14 protein-coding genes are annotated in these 12,918 nt (G+C 62.6%); 8 read left to right on the plus strand and 6 right to left on the minus strand.

Annotated elements, in window-relative coordinates:
• Positions 1-5: 5 nt before the first annotated feature.
• Positions 6-446 carry a PLD nuclease N-terminal domain-containing protein gene (locus tag WBN73_RS00565; protein ID WP_337339192.1) on the minus strand — a complete coding sequence of 147 codons (441 nt, stop codon included), beginning with the start codon at positions 444-446 and terminating at the stop codon, positions 6-8.
• Positions 447-533: 87 nt separating this feature from the next.
• Here WBN73_RS00565 and WBN73_RS00570 point away from each other — a divergent pair, with 87 nt between their 5' ends.
• Positions 534-845, plus strand: a complete 312-nt coding sequence (locus WBN73_RS00570) for a DUF4229 domain-containing protein (RefSeq protein WP_207594481.1) — start codon at positions 534-536, stop codon at positions 843-845.
• A gap of 62 nt (positions 846-907) precedes the next feature.
• Here WBN73_RS00570 and WBN73_RS00575 read toward each other — a convergent pair whose 3' ends face one another.
• From WBN73_RS00575 to WBN73_RS00590, 4 genes are read right to left on the minus strand one after another with little or no spacing between them, the layout of a single operon-like run.
• Positions 908-1,789, minus strand: a complete 882-nt coding sequence (locus WBN73_RS00575; RefSeq protein ID WP_207594480.1) for a 1,4-dihydroxy-2-naphthoate polyprenyltransferase — start codon at positions 1,787-1,789, stop codon at positions 908-910.
• Between the two features lie 60 nt (positions 1,790-1,849).
• A complete protein-coding gene (locus WBN73_RS00580; RefSeq protein WP_207594479.1) occupies positions 1,850-2,989 on the minus strand; it encodes an AMP-binding protein in 1,140 nt (379 codons plus the stop codon).
• 10 nt (positions 2,990-2,999) lie between these two features.
• The gene (locus tag WBN73_RS00585; RefSeq protein ID WP_089596058.1) at positions 3,000-3,962 is read right to left on the minus strand and encodes a 1,4-dihydroxy-2-naphthoyl-CoA synthase; all 963 of its coding nucleotides are present in this window, start codon (positions 3,960-3,962) and stop codon (positions 3,000-3,002) included.
• Positions 3,963-3,983: 21 nt separating this feature from the next.
• On the minus strand, positions 3,984-4,421 hold the full coding sequence (locus WBN73_RS00590; RefSeq protein ID WP_337339193.1) for a VOC family protein: 438 nt from the start codon (positions 4,419-4,421) through the stop codon (positions 3,984-3,986).
• A 269-nt stretch (positions 4,422-4,690) separates the two neighbouring features.
• Between WBN73_RS00590 and WBN73_RS00595 the strand changes: the two genes are divergently transcribed.
• Genes WBN73_RS00595 through WBN73_RS00610 form a run of 4 tightly spaced genes read left to right on the plus strand, consistent with a single transcriptional unit; the run spans position 4,691 to position 9,559 of the window.
• On the plus strand, positions 4,691-5,965 hold the full coding sequence (locus tag WBN73_RS00595) for an ABC transporter substrate-binding protein (protein WP_337339194.1): 1,275 nt from the start codon (positions 4,691-4,693) through the stop codon (positions 5,963-5,965).
• Positions 5,966-5,968: 3 nt separating this feature from the next.
• On the plus strand, positions 5,969-6,913 hold the full coding sequence (locus WBN73_RS00600; protein WP_207594477.1) for a carbohydrate ABC transporter permease: 945 nt from the start codon (positions 5,969-5,971) through the stop codon (positions 6,911-6,913).
• Between the two features lie 3 nt (positions 6,914-6,916).
• Positions 6,917-7,807, plus strand: a complete 891-nt coding sequence (locus WBN73_RS00605) for a carbohydrate ABC transporter permease (protein ID WP_207594476.1) — start codon at positions 6,917-6,919, stop codon at positions 7,805-7,807.
• Positions 7,808-7,816: 9 nt separating this feature from the next.
• Entirely contained in the window at positions 7,817-9,559 is a 1,743-nt protein-coding gene (locus WBN73_RS00610) for a hypothetical protein (RefSeq protein ID WP_337339195.1), read from the plus strand.
• Positions 9,560-9,595: 36 nt separating this feature from the next.
• Here the strand turns inward: WBN73_RS00610 and WBN73_RS00615 are convergent, their stop codons facing one another.
• Complete coding sequence (locus WBN73_RS00615; protein WP_337339196.1) at positions 9,596-10,324, minus strand: CPBP family intramembrane glutamic endopeptidase; 729 nt, start codon at positions 10,322-10,324, stop codon at positions 9,596-9,598.
• Between the two features lie 51 nt (positions 10,325-10,375).
• On the opposite strand from WBN73_RS00615, the gene WBN73_RS00620 reads away from it, so the two are divergent.
• The 3 genes from WBN73_RS00620 to WBN73_RS00630 are packed head-to-tail and all read left to right on the plus strand — an operon-like array spanning position 10,376 to position 12,918.
• A complete protein-coding gene (locus tag WBN73_RS00620; protein ID WP_337339197.1) occupies positions 10,376-11,320 on the plus strand; it encodes a metal ABC transporter substrate-binding protein in 945 nt (314 codons plus the stop codon).
• Positions 11,317-12,051, plus strand: coding sequence for a metal ABC transporter ATP-binding protein (locus WBN73_RS00625; RefSeq protein WP_207594472.1), 735 nt, complete (start codon positions 11,317-11,319; stop codon positions 12,049-12,051). The genes WBN73_RS00620 and WBN73_RS00625 overlap by 4 nt, the downstream gene beginning before the upstream one ends.
• A gap of 3 nt (positions 12,052-12,054) precedes the next feature.
• Positions 12,055-12,918 (plus strand): metal ABC transporter permease, encoded by an 864-nt coding sequence (locus WBN73_RS00630; protein ID WP_337339198.1) that lies wholly within the window; start codon positions 12,055-12,057, stop codon positions 12,916-12,918.

A 12,918-nucleotide genomic window follows, 5' to 3' on the forward strand; every position in this document is an offset into this window, starting at 1 on the left:
TTTGCCTACTTCAGCTCGTCGGTGTCATGGGGGTCCGGCTCCGTGCGCTTGGTATCGCCGGGTTTGAAGCCGTTGCCTGTTGCCTCACCGGAACCGTCGGAGGGTTTGTCGCCAAGCTCGCGTTCCTTGGCTTCAAGGTCCGCCTTGAGCTTCTTCAGGCGGTCATCCTCGGCCTGGTTGCGACGGCGGGTTTCCAGGTTACGGAGGAATTCGGGGTCATCGTCCGGAGCAGTGGGATAGCGGCGGACCGGCTTTGCCGTGGGCTTGCCATAGGGCCGGCCGAAGATGAACCAGAGGATGGCACCCAGGAGCGGCAGGACAATCATCACGATGATCCACGCGGGTTTGGAAATACCGCGTGTCTGGTGGCCGTCCGTGCGGATGACGTCCACCAGGGCATAGACGAAGATGACCAGAACAATGACGACGCCTACAACCCGGAGCATGCACCAAGTCTAGTCGCCGGAAGCCCATCACTGGACGTCCTCTACCGGCTGTGATCAGAGTGCAACCATCCGGCCCGCTAAACTTGGATGGTGGCTTTCCTGAAGTATTCCCTCATTCGCCTGGCGCTGTTCGTGCCGTTGTTCGTCCTCTTCGCCTTTTTGGGGGTTGGCTGGATCCTGGCGGTCATCTTCGCCGGGCTGATCGCGTTCGCCATCAGCTACCTCTTCTTCCAGAAACAGCGCGACGCCGCCACTGCAGCCATGCGCGAACGTTTCTCCGGGCGGGCCAAGCCCATTCGCACTGCCGGCGAAGTTGAGGACGCCACGGTCGAGGACCGCTTGGTAGAGAAAAACCCGGATATCGCTGTCAACAACGACAAACGCCCGGGCTCCTTGTAAAAAGTCTTTGTACAGCCAACGCCCCCAGTAAGGATTCCTGGGGGCGTTGGCTGTATCTGAACTTAGAAGCCGCGGCTCAGGATCAAGCCCAGCGAGAACAGCAGGCTGTACCCGAGGTTGATCATGCCGGTCTGCTTGAGCACGGGAATGAGGCTCTTGCGCTTTTTCCCATTGACCATCAGCCAGGCCGGCATCAAGCACGCGGGGATCAGCAGCAGGACGATCAGCATCCACGGCTTGGTGGGCGCCAGCACGATGACCAGCAGGATGGCGACGGCAAGCATCAACACGTAGCTTTCACGGGCGTGCCGGTCGCCAAGACGCACTGCCAGGGTCCGCTTTCCGGCGGCCGTATCAGTGGGAATGTCCCTGACATTGTTTGCCATCAGCAGGGCGCAGGCGATGAGGCCTGTACCAATCGCACCGATCACGGCGGCCAGGCTGACTTGTCCGGCCTGGGTGTAGGTGGTGCCGAGCGTGGCCACGAGCCCGAAGAACACGAACACGAAGACATCGCCCAAGCCCATGTAGCCGTAGGGATTCTTGCCGCCCGTATAGCCCCAGGCTGCCAGCACGCAGCCGATACCCACCAGGATCAGCCACCACGTTTGGGTGATGATCACCAGGATCAGGCCGCAAATCATCGCGGCGCCGAACAGCCCGAACGCGGCCCACTTCACTTGCTCCGGCAGCGCAGCACCGGAGCCGACAAGACGCAGGGGACCTACCCGGTCCTCGTCGGTGCCGCGGATGCCATCGGAGTAATCATTGGCGTAGTTCACGCCGATCTGGAGCAGGAGCGCCACGAGCGCAGCCAGGATCGCGTTCGGCAGCCGGAATGCCTGGAGCTCGTACGCCGCTGCCGAACCAATCAGGACGGGCGCGATGGCCGCGGGCAGTGTGCGGAGCCGGGCTCCTTGGATCCATTGTGCAGCTGTCGCCACGTGTAGTACCTCGTGTATTTCGCGGTTGATCTTGAGTCAGTTTCGGGAGGAAGAACGTGTCTATTGTCCCTGATGCAGTTCGGAAAGCCGTTCAATCATGGCCAGTCGGTCCGGTTTCCCGTTGGGCAGCATGGGCAGTTCCTTGTCAGCGAACACTGTTTTCGGAGCCAGGACTCCCAGCGCAGCCTCGCGCCGGGACGTGAAGCCCTTGATGCCTTCGGGGCTGGGATCGGTCACTGCTACGAAAGCTGCCACGGCTTGGCCCCACTCGCGCGACGGGACACCGGTGACGAAAGCCGCTGTGACGCCGTCGAGCTTTTCCAGCTCGCCCTGAATGTAGGCGGCGGAGGCTTTGACGCCGCCGGTGATGATGACATCGTCCGCCCGGCCCAGGACGGTGAGCTTGCCGTCGTCGTCCAATTCGCCGAGATCGCCAGTGACGTACCAGCGAACGCCTTCCTCCTCAAAGAAGGCAGCCTTCGACGCGCGGGCGGCGTCAAGGTAGCCGGCGGCCACGGTGTCGCCACCGAGCAGGATGCGGCCTTCCAGCCCGCCCTCGCCAATGCGGACCTCGACGCCGTCCAGCGGCTGGCCGTCGTACACGCACCCGCCGCAGGTCTCGGCTGAGCCGTAGGTGGTGACCACCTTGAGCCCCTCCGCATGGGCGGAGGCAAGGAGATCCGGTGACGCCGGAGCGCCACCCAGCAGGATCGCGTTGAAGCGGCGCAGCACGGCCAGGGTTTCGGGCGCGGGGGAGTCCAGGAGCCGCTGCAGCTGCGTGGGAACCAGTGAGGTGAAGCGGATCTTGTCCGTGAGTTCCTCGGCCGCCGCGGTGAAGGCCTCGGGCGTGAAGCCGTCAGACAAGTCCATGACCCACGGCCGGGTGCCTGCGTACAGCGACCGGACCAGGACCTGCACTCCGGCCACATACTGCAGCGGGAGCGCGAGCAACCACTGGCCCTCACCGCGCAGGGCCATGGCAGTGGACACGGACGAGGCCGCGAGGGCGTCGATGGTCAGGACGGTTGCCTTGGGCGTGCCCGTGGAACCGGAAGTGCGGACCACCACCGCGGCATCCTCGACGCCGGTCTCCACCGGGATCGCCTGCGGCTCGCCGTGGTCGCCAGTGACGATTTCGACGGCGGGACCCTCGCCATGGAGGGCAGCCATCAGTGCTTTGAGAACGGGATCGATGTCCACAGGGTGAGTCCTAGAAGTAGTAGGGGAAGCTGGACCAGTCGGGGTCGCGTTTCTGGAGGAACGCTTCCTTCCCCTCCACGGCCTCGTCCGTCATGTAGGCGAGGCGGGTGGCTTCGCCGGCGAAAACCTGCTGTCCTGCCAGGCCGTCATCGGCCAGGTTGAACGCAAATTTGAGCATGCGGATGGCCTGCGGGGACTGGCGGGCGATGTCCGCGGCGTACTCCAGTGCGACTTCCTCCAGGCGGGCGTGGTCAACCGCCTCATTGACCGCACCCATGCGAACCATGTCGTCGGCCGAATATTCGCGGGCAAGGAAGAAGATCTCGCGCGCCGCTTTCTGCCCGATCTGGCGGGCCAGCAGCGCAGAGCCATATCCGGCGTCGAAACTTCCCACTGTGGCGTCCGTCTGCTTAAACTTGCCGTGCTCGCGGGAAGCGATGGTGAGGTCGCTGACCACGTGCAGTGAGTGGCCGCCGCCCGCCGCCCATCCATTCACGACGGCGATGACCACCTTGGGCATGGTCCGCATGAGTCGCTGTACTTCCAAAATGTGGAGCCGGCCGGCACGGGCGGGGTCGATAAATTCAGCGGAATCACCCGCAGCGCCTTCTACCTGGTATCTGTAGCCGTCCCGCCCACGGATCCTTTGGTCCCCACCCGAGCAGAACGAGTGCCCGCCGTCCTTCTCCGATGGACCGTTGCCAGTGAGCAGCACCGTGGCGACGTCAGGGGTCATGCGCGCGTGATCCATGGCGCGGTAAAGCTCGTCCACCGTTCCCGGGCGGAAGGCGTTGCGGACTTCGGGGCGGTTGAACGCGATCCGGACCGTGGGAAGGTCCTTGACTGTGCCGTCCGCGGAACGCTCCACCTGCCGGTGGTAGGTCATGTCCTTGAAGTCATCAAAGCCGGAAACAGTGCGCCAGCGTGAGGGGTCAAAGACGTCGGAAACCTTGGCAGGGAGTTGGTTGTTCACAGTCCGAGTCTAGTAATGGCCTTAGCTGATGCAGAACTCGTTGCCCTCGGGGTCGGCCATGGTGTGCCACTCGTGGGGTCCTTGGCTGGCGGTCCAGAGGTGTTTTGCTCCGCGGGCCTCCAATTGTTTCCGCACCTCATCCTTGTCCCGGCCGTCCAGGCGGACATCCCAGTGCACGCGGTTCTTAACGGTCTTTTGGGTGGCATCGGTCTGGAACAGGATGCGCCGGCCGGTCTTGGGGTCCGTGTCCTCGGCAGGCACGATCGCGCAGCCTTCGGCCCAGACCAGCTTGCCGTTGTGCGTGATGGTCTGGTCCTCGGTGGCGTAGCCCTGCTCGATCATCGATCGGATGAACGCCTCGTCCTGTGGTTCCACGCTCCACTCGAGGGTCTCGGCCCACCAGTCGGCGAGGTCATGCGGCTTCTGGCAATCGACTACTACCTGGATGTTCAATGTCATGGTCTCCACGCTATTCCCGACGCCCGGTAGCTGGTAGGCCTTTGCGGTCATGTTTGGTCCGGGTTCGAAATGGTCGGCAGGTCACGGCCTAGTGGTCCTCTCCAACGTTGGAGATGTGCATACGTTTTCTTGACATATTGTCATGACATAGATCACAGTGGGTGCAGGAAAGGCTTTTCCTACCAAGGCAGCGTGGCCCCCGCGCCACGTCCTACTTCCGCAGCCAGGCCTCCGTGGACTGGCAGCCCCGTGAGAAAAGGACAGAAGCATTGTCAGAGCAGACACGCATCTCCAGCATCAGCCGCCGGCAATTCGGAATGACGGCATTTGGCCTCTCCGCCCTCGCCGTCGGACTTTCTGCCTGTAGTGGTGGCGGCACCTCCGCTGAGGGTGGCGCCAAGACCCTCCAGTTGGTCCTTTCCGGGGACACCAGCCAGGGCGGCGCTTTCGCCGCGGCCGCCGCGAAATACAAGGAAGCCACCGGCATCACCATCGAGGTAGTGGACGTCCCCACTGCGGACATCACTACCAAGCTCAAGAATGCGGCAACGGCCAATGACCTTCCGGCGCTGGCGCGGGTGACGGGCCTGGACCCCCTTTGGGTCAACCAACTCCAGGATCTCAGCGACATCGCCAAGGCGCGGAACATCGATGGGAAGTTCCTGCAGACGGCCCCTGACGGAACGCTCCCGGCCATCCCGTCAGACCTCACCGCAGTGGGCTTGTTCGTGAACAAGAGCCTCTTCGACAAAGCCGGAGTGGCCTACCCCACCGCTATCGGGAACAGCTGGACCTGGGACGAGTTCGTAGCAGCCGTGAACCAGGTCCGCGAGAAGGCCGGTGCCAAGTACGGTATGGTGATGGACCGTTCAGGCCACCGCCTGCGCGCCATGATGTACGAGTTCGGCAGCGACGCCTTTGCGAAGAACGGCGATAAGTACGCCGCGGATGACAAGGCCGTAGAGACCCTGGAGTACTTCCAAAAAATTAACGATGACGCCACGATGCCCAAATCAGTGTGGCTCAGCGGCGAAGACGGCAACGCCATGTTCAAGAGCGGGCAGGTAGCTGCCTACTACTCCGGCAGCTGGCAGGTGGCCGACTTCAATAAGAACATCAAGGACTTTGAGTGGCTGTCCGTGCCGCTGCCCAAGAAGGAAGTCAACGCCACCAACCTCGGTGGCGGTTTCATGGTGGCCTTCAAGGACACGGGCGCGGACGAAGAAGCCAAAAAGTTCATCGACTGGTTCTACGACGACGCCAACTACACGGAGTTCGCCAAGCTCGGCGGCTACCTGCCGGTCAAGGAAAGCCTCAAGGTGGAGTATCCGTACCAGCAGGCCTCCTTTGAGCTCTACCAGCAGCAGATTGCCGGGAACCAGGCCAAGGGCGATAACGCCATCAAACGTGTCGTGGCCGAGGCCTATGCCGAGACCCCCTTCTCCGGGGACCCCTTGAGGGAGGAAACCGTGAAGATGTTGGGCGGCAGCCAGGATGCCAAGACCACGGTGGAGAACATCGTGAAGCTCTACAACGGCGCCTAGTCCATGGCCAATTCAACGCTCAGCCCGGCGGTGCGGCCGGAACAGCCCGGCTCACCGGCCGTGCGCAGCAAGTCCCAGCAACGGCGGCGCAACCGCTATGTCATCGCGCCACTGATCCTCATCGGCGTCAACGTGGTGTTGTTCCTGGTGTTCTTTGTGTGGCCAGGCGCTCTGGGGCTGATCTATTCGTTCACGGATTACCGCGGTGTGGGCAAGCTGAACTTCATCGGCCTGGCGAACTTCCAAAAGCTCTTCGCTGATAGCACCTTCTACGCGGCGCTGACCCGGACGTTCCTGTACACGGTTCTTTCGGTGCCGTTGGTATACGTCTCATCCCTGGGTATCGCCTCGCTGCTGGTCAGCAAAGCCACGCGGGGGCGGACAGCGGCCAAGGTGATCATTTTCCTGCCGTGGCTGATCTCGCCGATCGTGGTGGGCGTCATCTGGAAATGGATGTTCGGCCAGGACTTCGGCTTCGTCAACTTCGTCATCACCACGTTGGGTGGCGGCCCGGTGCCGTGGTCCAGCAACGGCAACCTCGCGTTGATGGTGGTCATTTTCGCCTCGGCCTGGGGCGGTACGGCCTTCAACATGCTGCTGTTCATCGCGGCGCTGAAGAACATCCCTGAGGCACTCCTGGAGGCGGCCGAACTGGATGGCGCCAACGCCTGGCAACGGTTCCGGCATGTGATCCTGCCCGGCATCGCGCCGACGTCGTTCATGGTCATCCTGCTCTCCACCATCCATGCGATGAAGGAGTTCGCCATGATCCAGGCGCTCACCAACGGCGGACCGGGAACAGAGAACACGTTGATCGTCCAGTACATCTACAAGACCGGCTTCGAACAATCCAAGGTGGGCTACGCGAGCGCCGCCTCCATGGTGCTGATGGTGGTCCTGTTGGCTATAGCGCTCATCCAGCTGCGCTTCAACAAGAAGAAGGGCTGAACCATGGCAACAGCTACCAAACTGCCTCCTGCTGCAGGGGCCAAACCCGCGGACAAGACCCGTGAGGCCCGTGCCAGGCGGAAGAACCTGTCCGCTCCGCTGACGGCCGTGCTCTGGGTCATCGTGGCCATCTACGCGCTGCCGTTGCTGTGGTTCCTCCTGAGCTCGTTCAAGCCCGGGAGTGAACTTTTCAGCTATCCGCTGTCCATGATTCCGCGGGAGTGGACGTTCCAGGGGTTTGTGGATGCCTGGGAGCGGGTGGATTTTGCGCAGTACTTCCTGAACACGGCCACGGTTTCGCTGGTCACCACAGTCCTCACGGTGTTCTTCAGCGCGTGCACTGGTTATGCGCTGGCCAAGTACAACAACAAGGGAACACGATTGTTCTTCGTGTGCATCCTGGCTACCACCATGCTGCCCACCGAAGTGATCCTGAACCCCACGTTCTCGGTGATCCGTGACCTCGGCCTGTATAACTCCCTGGCGGGCATCATTGTGCCCTCCGTGCTGACAGCCACAGGTGTGTTTATGTTCCGTCAGTTCTTCCTGACGGTCCCGGACGACCTCCTGCATTCGGCCAGGATCGATGGCGCCAGCGAACTGGCCATCTTCTTCCGGATCATGCTCCCGCTGTCCAAGCCCATCCTGTTCACGCTGGCCATTTTCTCTTTCCAGTGGCGTTGGAACGACTACATCTGGCCACTGATCGTGCTGAACGACCCCAAGTGGTACACCCTGCAGGTGGCACTTCGCAGCATTGTGGGCGCGGAAAACATCGACTGGCCCGTGCTGCTGGGCGCTTCCGTGATCTCCATCCTCCCGCTGGTGTTGGTGTTCGCGGTCTTCCAGAAATACGTACTCAACGCTGACGTCAGCGCAGGACTGAAGGACTAGGGGCCCGGAGTGAATCACCAAACAGCGTCAGTTGCGGTGGATACAGCGTTCCTCGACAAACTGATCGAGGCGGCCGACCGCCAAGTGGACACGCTCCTGGAAGAGTCCGACGGCGGCGTGGCGGCTTTGGCGCACCGCCCCGCTATGGGCAGGTTGCTGGCTTTGGCCACCGTCTACACCCAACCCGGATCCGTTCACGTCGGTTCGTCTAGGCTGCCCGGGCTCATGGCGGACTGTGTGGCCAGGCTGGAGTACCTGCAAGGGCCGACCGGTTTGTTCGACGGCACCAACCTCAGTTCGCCGCCGGACTCTGCCTTCACCATTAATGACGCCTGCATGGCCTTGGACATCCTGGGGTCCCCGAAAGATGGCTTGGCCGGGACCGTCAGCCGGCTTCGCGCCGTCGTCGGGCGTATCACTGACGCCCTGGTCAGCGGCGGCGTTCACACCCCCAACCATCGTTGGGAGCTGTGTGCCGCGCTGGCCCGTCTTCACGCACTGCACGAAACGGAGGGCAATCCGCGTCCGGACATCCAGCAGCGCATCGGCCAGTGGCTTGCCGAGGGAATCGACCAACTGCCGGATGGAATGTACTCCGAAAGGAGCCCCCTCTATGCCACCGCAGTGACCAATCCGTCCCTGCTGGCGATCGCCGACCATGCCGGCCGGCCCGAACTCCTTGACCATGTCCGGGCCAACCTGACGGCGTTCCTCCCGTGGTTCGGCAGCGATGGCAGTGCCGAGTCCCTGTTCTCGCGCAGGCAGGACCAATGGATCAAATTCGACGGCGAAGCTTTCCAGCTGCTGTACCGCCGGTTGGCCAATCAGGACCGGAACGGCGACTTCGCAGCTGCTGCGGCCTGGTTAGAGCAATTCCAGCTGCTGGAACCGGCCAAGGCCCTGGCCAGGGTTCGGCTGGATGCGTGGTTGGCCGCCGAGCTTCCGGCCGTGGAGGCGTGGGAAAGCCTGCCGGCAGCGATGGCTCCCGGGCATGCCGGCTTGGTCAGCTGTGGAATCCATCGATTCCGCGGTGGCCGGAGCGTGGTCACGGTCTTTGGCGGGTGTGACGACGTCTCGGCCGGCATCAGCTCCGGACTTGCCACCAATCCCACCTTCCTGCGCTTCAGTCACGGCGAGGCGGTCCTGACGGATGTGCGGCTCTCGCGGAGCTTCTTCGACCTGGGGCCGTTCCGCAGCCGGAGCGCCGCCGTTGATGGTCCCGCGGTCCGCCTCCGCGATGAGCTGAGCGCCAACTTCTACCTTCCGCTGCCGGTGGATGTGCAGCGTTCCGACGGCATCTATCCTTTGGTCCACGAAGGACGCTTCAGCGCCTCCATGGACTTCGACAACCGGCCCACCGTGGAGCACCGCTTGGCAACGTCCATCACGGTCACACCGAATGCTGCGGACGGAACGGTGGTACTGGAGCTGGACTTCGACGGTGCCGAAACCTCGTACGCCCTGGAGCTGACCTTCCGTGCGGGTGGGCAGCTCAGCGGGGTGGAGGAGGCCGGTACTGGGTCCGGGACCTTCCAACTGACCTCTGGGACGGGTGCCTACCGCGTGGGGAATGACGTGATCGAATTTGGCCCCGGCAACGCAGCAGACCCGGACAGCCCGCCTGTGTACAACCCGGGGGAGGCTTACCGATATCCAGGAGGCTCGAACGCCAGCTACGGCGTGAAGGTCTACATCACGGGACGGACCTCAGGCAGCCACCGGGTGGTGCTGACAGGGAAGAGCGTGTCGTAGCTGGGGCAGGCCCGTTTTAGCTGGGCGGGCCAGCTTCTAACTTGGAAGCAGCTCGGACGGGATGGCGTAGATCAGGACAACGGCCATGAGGTTCTTGGCGGCGTGGACAAAATAGGAGAACATCAGGTTCTTTCCCGTCCAGACATAAACCGCTACGAGGACCACGGCCATGCCCAGACACGGTGCCAACGCGGACAGCACCAGTCCTTCGCGGCCCACTACGTGGATGGAGGCAAAGACCACCACGGAGATCACGCAGCAGATCCAGATGTTCAGGTACCGCGACAATTTGCCGATCAGCAAATGCCGGAACAGATACTCTTCAACAAAGGGGCCCAGCAGCACCAGCAGGGGCACCATGAGCCATGCGGGCACCTGCTGCAGGAGACCTTGGATGCCCAGTTGGTTCTCTGAGCTTTGTGCTGTGCCGAAGGCCGCCACCAGCAGTGCCGTGAGAATGAGCATCACCACGATCGCCAAGGGGACCATGCCCAGGGTGAACCATGGGCGGGTGCCAAGGATCTTGAGGTCCCTGCCCATCACCCGCCAGGCTGAGGCCACCGCGAATATTCCGACACCGGCATAGAAGAGCGCATTAACGGCGTAGGATGCGGTGGCTGGCTCGGGAAAGAGCTGCAGCATCAGCCGTTCCACGGATTCACCCGCGAACGTGAAGTAGGCGGTAAAGGTGAGGTAGGCGGCCACTGCGGCGGCGTCAAGGGCAGTGAATCTGTACAAAGATGCCTTGGTGGAAAGAGTGCCCATGTGACCAGCCTAGCTTTGCCGGGTGGCCCTTGCTTGGCTACACTTTTCGGTATGCCTAACTTTTCGTTTCGGCGCGCCAAAGATGTCCGCCGTTTCGCTGCTGCCCTGACCGTCATCGCCCTCGCCTTGGGGATCTCCGCCTGTGGCGGGAATTCCTCCGCGGGAGGTGATGACAAACCCGTGGTGCTGACAACATTCACTGTATTGGCCGACGTCGCCAAGAACGTGGCCGGGGATAAACTCCGGGTCGAGTCCATCACCAAAGCCGGGGCCGAAATCCACGGCTACGAGCCCACGCCCGGCGACATCCGCAAAGCAGCCCAAGCGGACCTTATCCTGGACAACGGGCTCAACCTCGAAGCCTGGTTTGCCCAGTTCGTGGAAGACCTGGACGTGCCGCACGCTGTGGTGAGCGACGGCGTCGAGGTCATGCCCATCGCCGAGGACTCCTATCAGGGCAAACCCAACCCGCACGCCTGGATGTCGCCCAAGAACGTCCAGATCTACGCCAACAACATGGCCAAGGCCTTTGCGAAGCTGGATCCATCCCATGCTTCAGAGTTCGAAGCCAATGCCAAGGCCTACAACGCCCAGTTGCAGGGCGTGCAGGACGAGATGGTGTCCAAGCTTTCCGTTCTCTCGGAGAAGCAGAGGGCCTTGGTCACCTGCGAAGGCGCCTTCTCCTACCTGGCCCGCGACGCCGGCCTCAAAGAGGTCTATATCTGGGCAGTCAACGCAGAGCAGCAGGCCACACCGCAGCAGATCACCCGGGCCATCGAGTTCGTGAAGGAAAACCAGGTACCTGCCGTTTTCTGTGAATCCACGGTGTCGGACGCCCCCATGCAGCAGGTGGTGGGTGCCACTGACGCCGAGTTCGGTGGGACCTTGTATGTGGATTCCCTGTCCGAAGCCGACGGACCGGTTCCTACCTACCTTGACCTCATCCGCCACGACGCCAAAGTCATCACCACTGCACTGACAGGAGGAACGTCATGAGCACCCCCGCGATCGCTGTAGAGAATGTCACGGTCCACTATGGTGAGGTCCTGGCCCTGGACTCTGCGTCCCTGACCCTGGAGCATTCCCGGATCTGCGGCTTGGTAGGGATGAATGGCTCGGGCAAATCCACCCTGTTCAAAGTCATCATGGGCATGGTGAAACCCGATTCCGGCCGGGTACTCATCAACGGAGAGCCACCCGCGAAGATGCGTAAGGACGCCGGGATCGGCTACGTCCCCCAAAGCGAAGACGTGGACTGGGCCTTTCCCCTGTCCGTCCGGGACGTGGTGATGATGGGCCGCTACGGGCACTTGGGATTCACGCGCCGGCCCCGCAAAGCCGACCGGGACGCCGTCGAGCACGCCTTGGAACGGGTGGAGCTGAGCGAGTTCGCCGACAGGCAGATCGGTCAGCTGTCCGGAGGACAGAAGAAGAGGGCCTTCGTGGCCCGTGGCATCGCGCAGGGCGCCACCATGATGCTGCTGGATGAGCCATTCGCGGGCGTGGACAAACGGTCCGAGGCCACCATCACCCGGCTCCTCCGTGAGTTGGCGGAAGACGGCGCCACCATCCTGATTTCCACCCACGACCTCCACGCCTTGCCCCAGCTCTGCGACGAAGCCGTGCTGCTGATGCGCAAGGTGCTCATGCACGGAAGTCCGGACACCGTGCTCCAGCCCGAGAACCTGGCCATGGCCTTCGGCCTCGACGTCATGAACAGGGGCTGAACCGTGGAATTCCTGCTGGAACCCCTGAGCTACGACTTCATGGTTCGGGCGCTCGCAACCACGGCCATCGCCGCGGTGGTCTGTGCGGTGCTGAGTTGCTGGCTCGTCCTGATCGGCTGGTCCCTGATGGGCGACGCCGTCTCCCACGCGGTGCTTCCCGGCGTCGTCCTGGCCTACATCGTCGGTGCGCCGTTCGCGGTGGGTGCGTTGGTGTTCGCACTGATCGCGGTGACGTTGATCGGGGTGGTCCGCAACACGAGCCGGGTGAAGGAAGACGCCGCGATCGGCATCGTGTTCACTTCGCTGTTTGCCCTGGGACTGGTCCTGATCTCGGTGACTCCAAGCCAAACCGACCTGAACCACATCATCTTCGGCAACCTGCTGGGCGTCAGTATCCCTGACCTCATCCAAGTGGTGGTGCTGGGCGTGGTGGCCTTTGCGATCCTGATCCTCAAACGCCGCGACCTCACGCTGTACGCCTTCGATCCCACGCATGCGCACGCGATAGGTCTCTCACCCCGCAGGCTTGGCGCGCTGTTGTTGGGTTTGCTGGCACTGACGTCGGTTGTTGCCCTGCAGACTGTGGGCGTGGTGTTGGTGGTCGCCATGCTGATCATCCCAGGTGCCACCGCCTACCTGCTGACGGACCGGTTCTCGCGGATGCTTGTTATTGCACCGGTGATCTCCGTGGTGTGTTCCGTGACCGGCATCTACCTCAGCTATTACCTGGACACAGCATCGGGGGCCATGGTGGTGCTCACCCAAGGCGTGGTGTTCGCGTTCGTGTATCTTTTCAGTCCGCGGCAGGGGCTGATAGGGACTCGTCTGGCGAAAGTTCGTCGGAAGCGGGCTCTCGCTGCCGTGTAG

The organism is Paenarthrobacter sp. CCNWLY172 (genome assembly GCF_037402035.1).
In the GTDB taxonomy this organism is placed as follows: Bacteria; Actinomycetota; Actinomycetes; order Actinomycetales; family Micrococcaceae; genus Arthrobacter.

Bases quoted from the DNA above. Each gene is read 5' to 3' on its own strand.
- WBN73_RS00565 (WP_337339192.1), bottom strand. From the start codon at position 446: ATGCTCCGGGTTGTAGGCGTCGTCATTGTTCTGGTCATCTTCGTCTAT.
- WBN73_RS00570 (WP_207594481.1), top strand. From the start codon at position 534: ATGGTGGCTTTCCTGAAGTATTCCCTCATTCGCCTGGCGCTGTTCGTG.
- WBN73_RS00590 (WP_337339193.1), bottom strand. From the start codon at position 4,421: ATGACATTGAACATCCAGGTAGTAGTCGATTGCCAGAAGCCGCATGAC.
- WBN73_RS00600 (WP_207594477.1), top strand. From the start codon at position 5,969: ATGGCCAATTCAACGCTCAGCCCGGCGGTGCGGCCGGAACAGCCCGGC.
- WBN73_RS00605 (WP_207594476.1), top strand. From the start codon at position 6,917: ATGGCAACAGCTACCAAACTGCCTCCTGCTGCAGGGGCCAAACCCGCG.
- WBN73_RS00615 (WP_337339196.1), bottom strand. From the start codon at position 10,324: ATGGGCACTCTTTCCACCAAGGCATCTTTGTACAGATTCACTGCCCTT.
- WBN73_RS00620 (WP_337339197.1), top strand. From the start codon at position 10,376: ATGCCTAACTTTTCGTTTCGGCGCGCCAAAGATGTCCGCCGTTTCGCT.
- WBN73_RS00625 (WP_207594472.1), top strand. From the start codon at position 11,317: ATGAGCACCCCCGCGATCGCTGTAGAGAATGTCACGGTCCACTATGGT.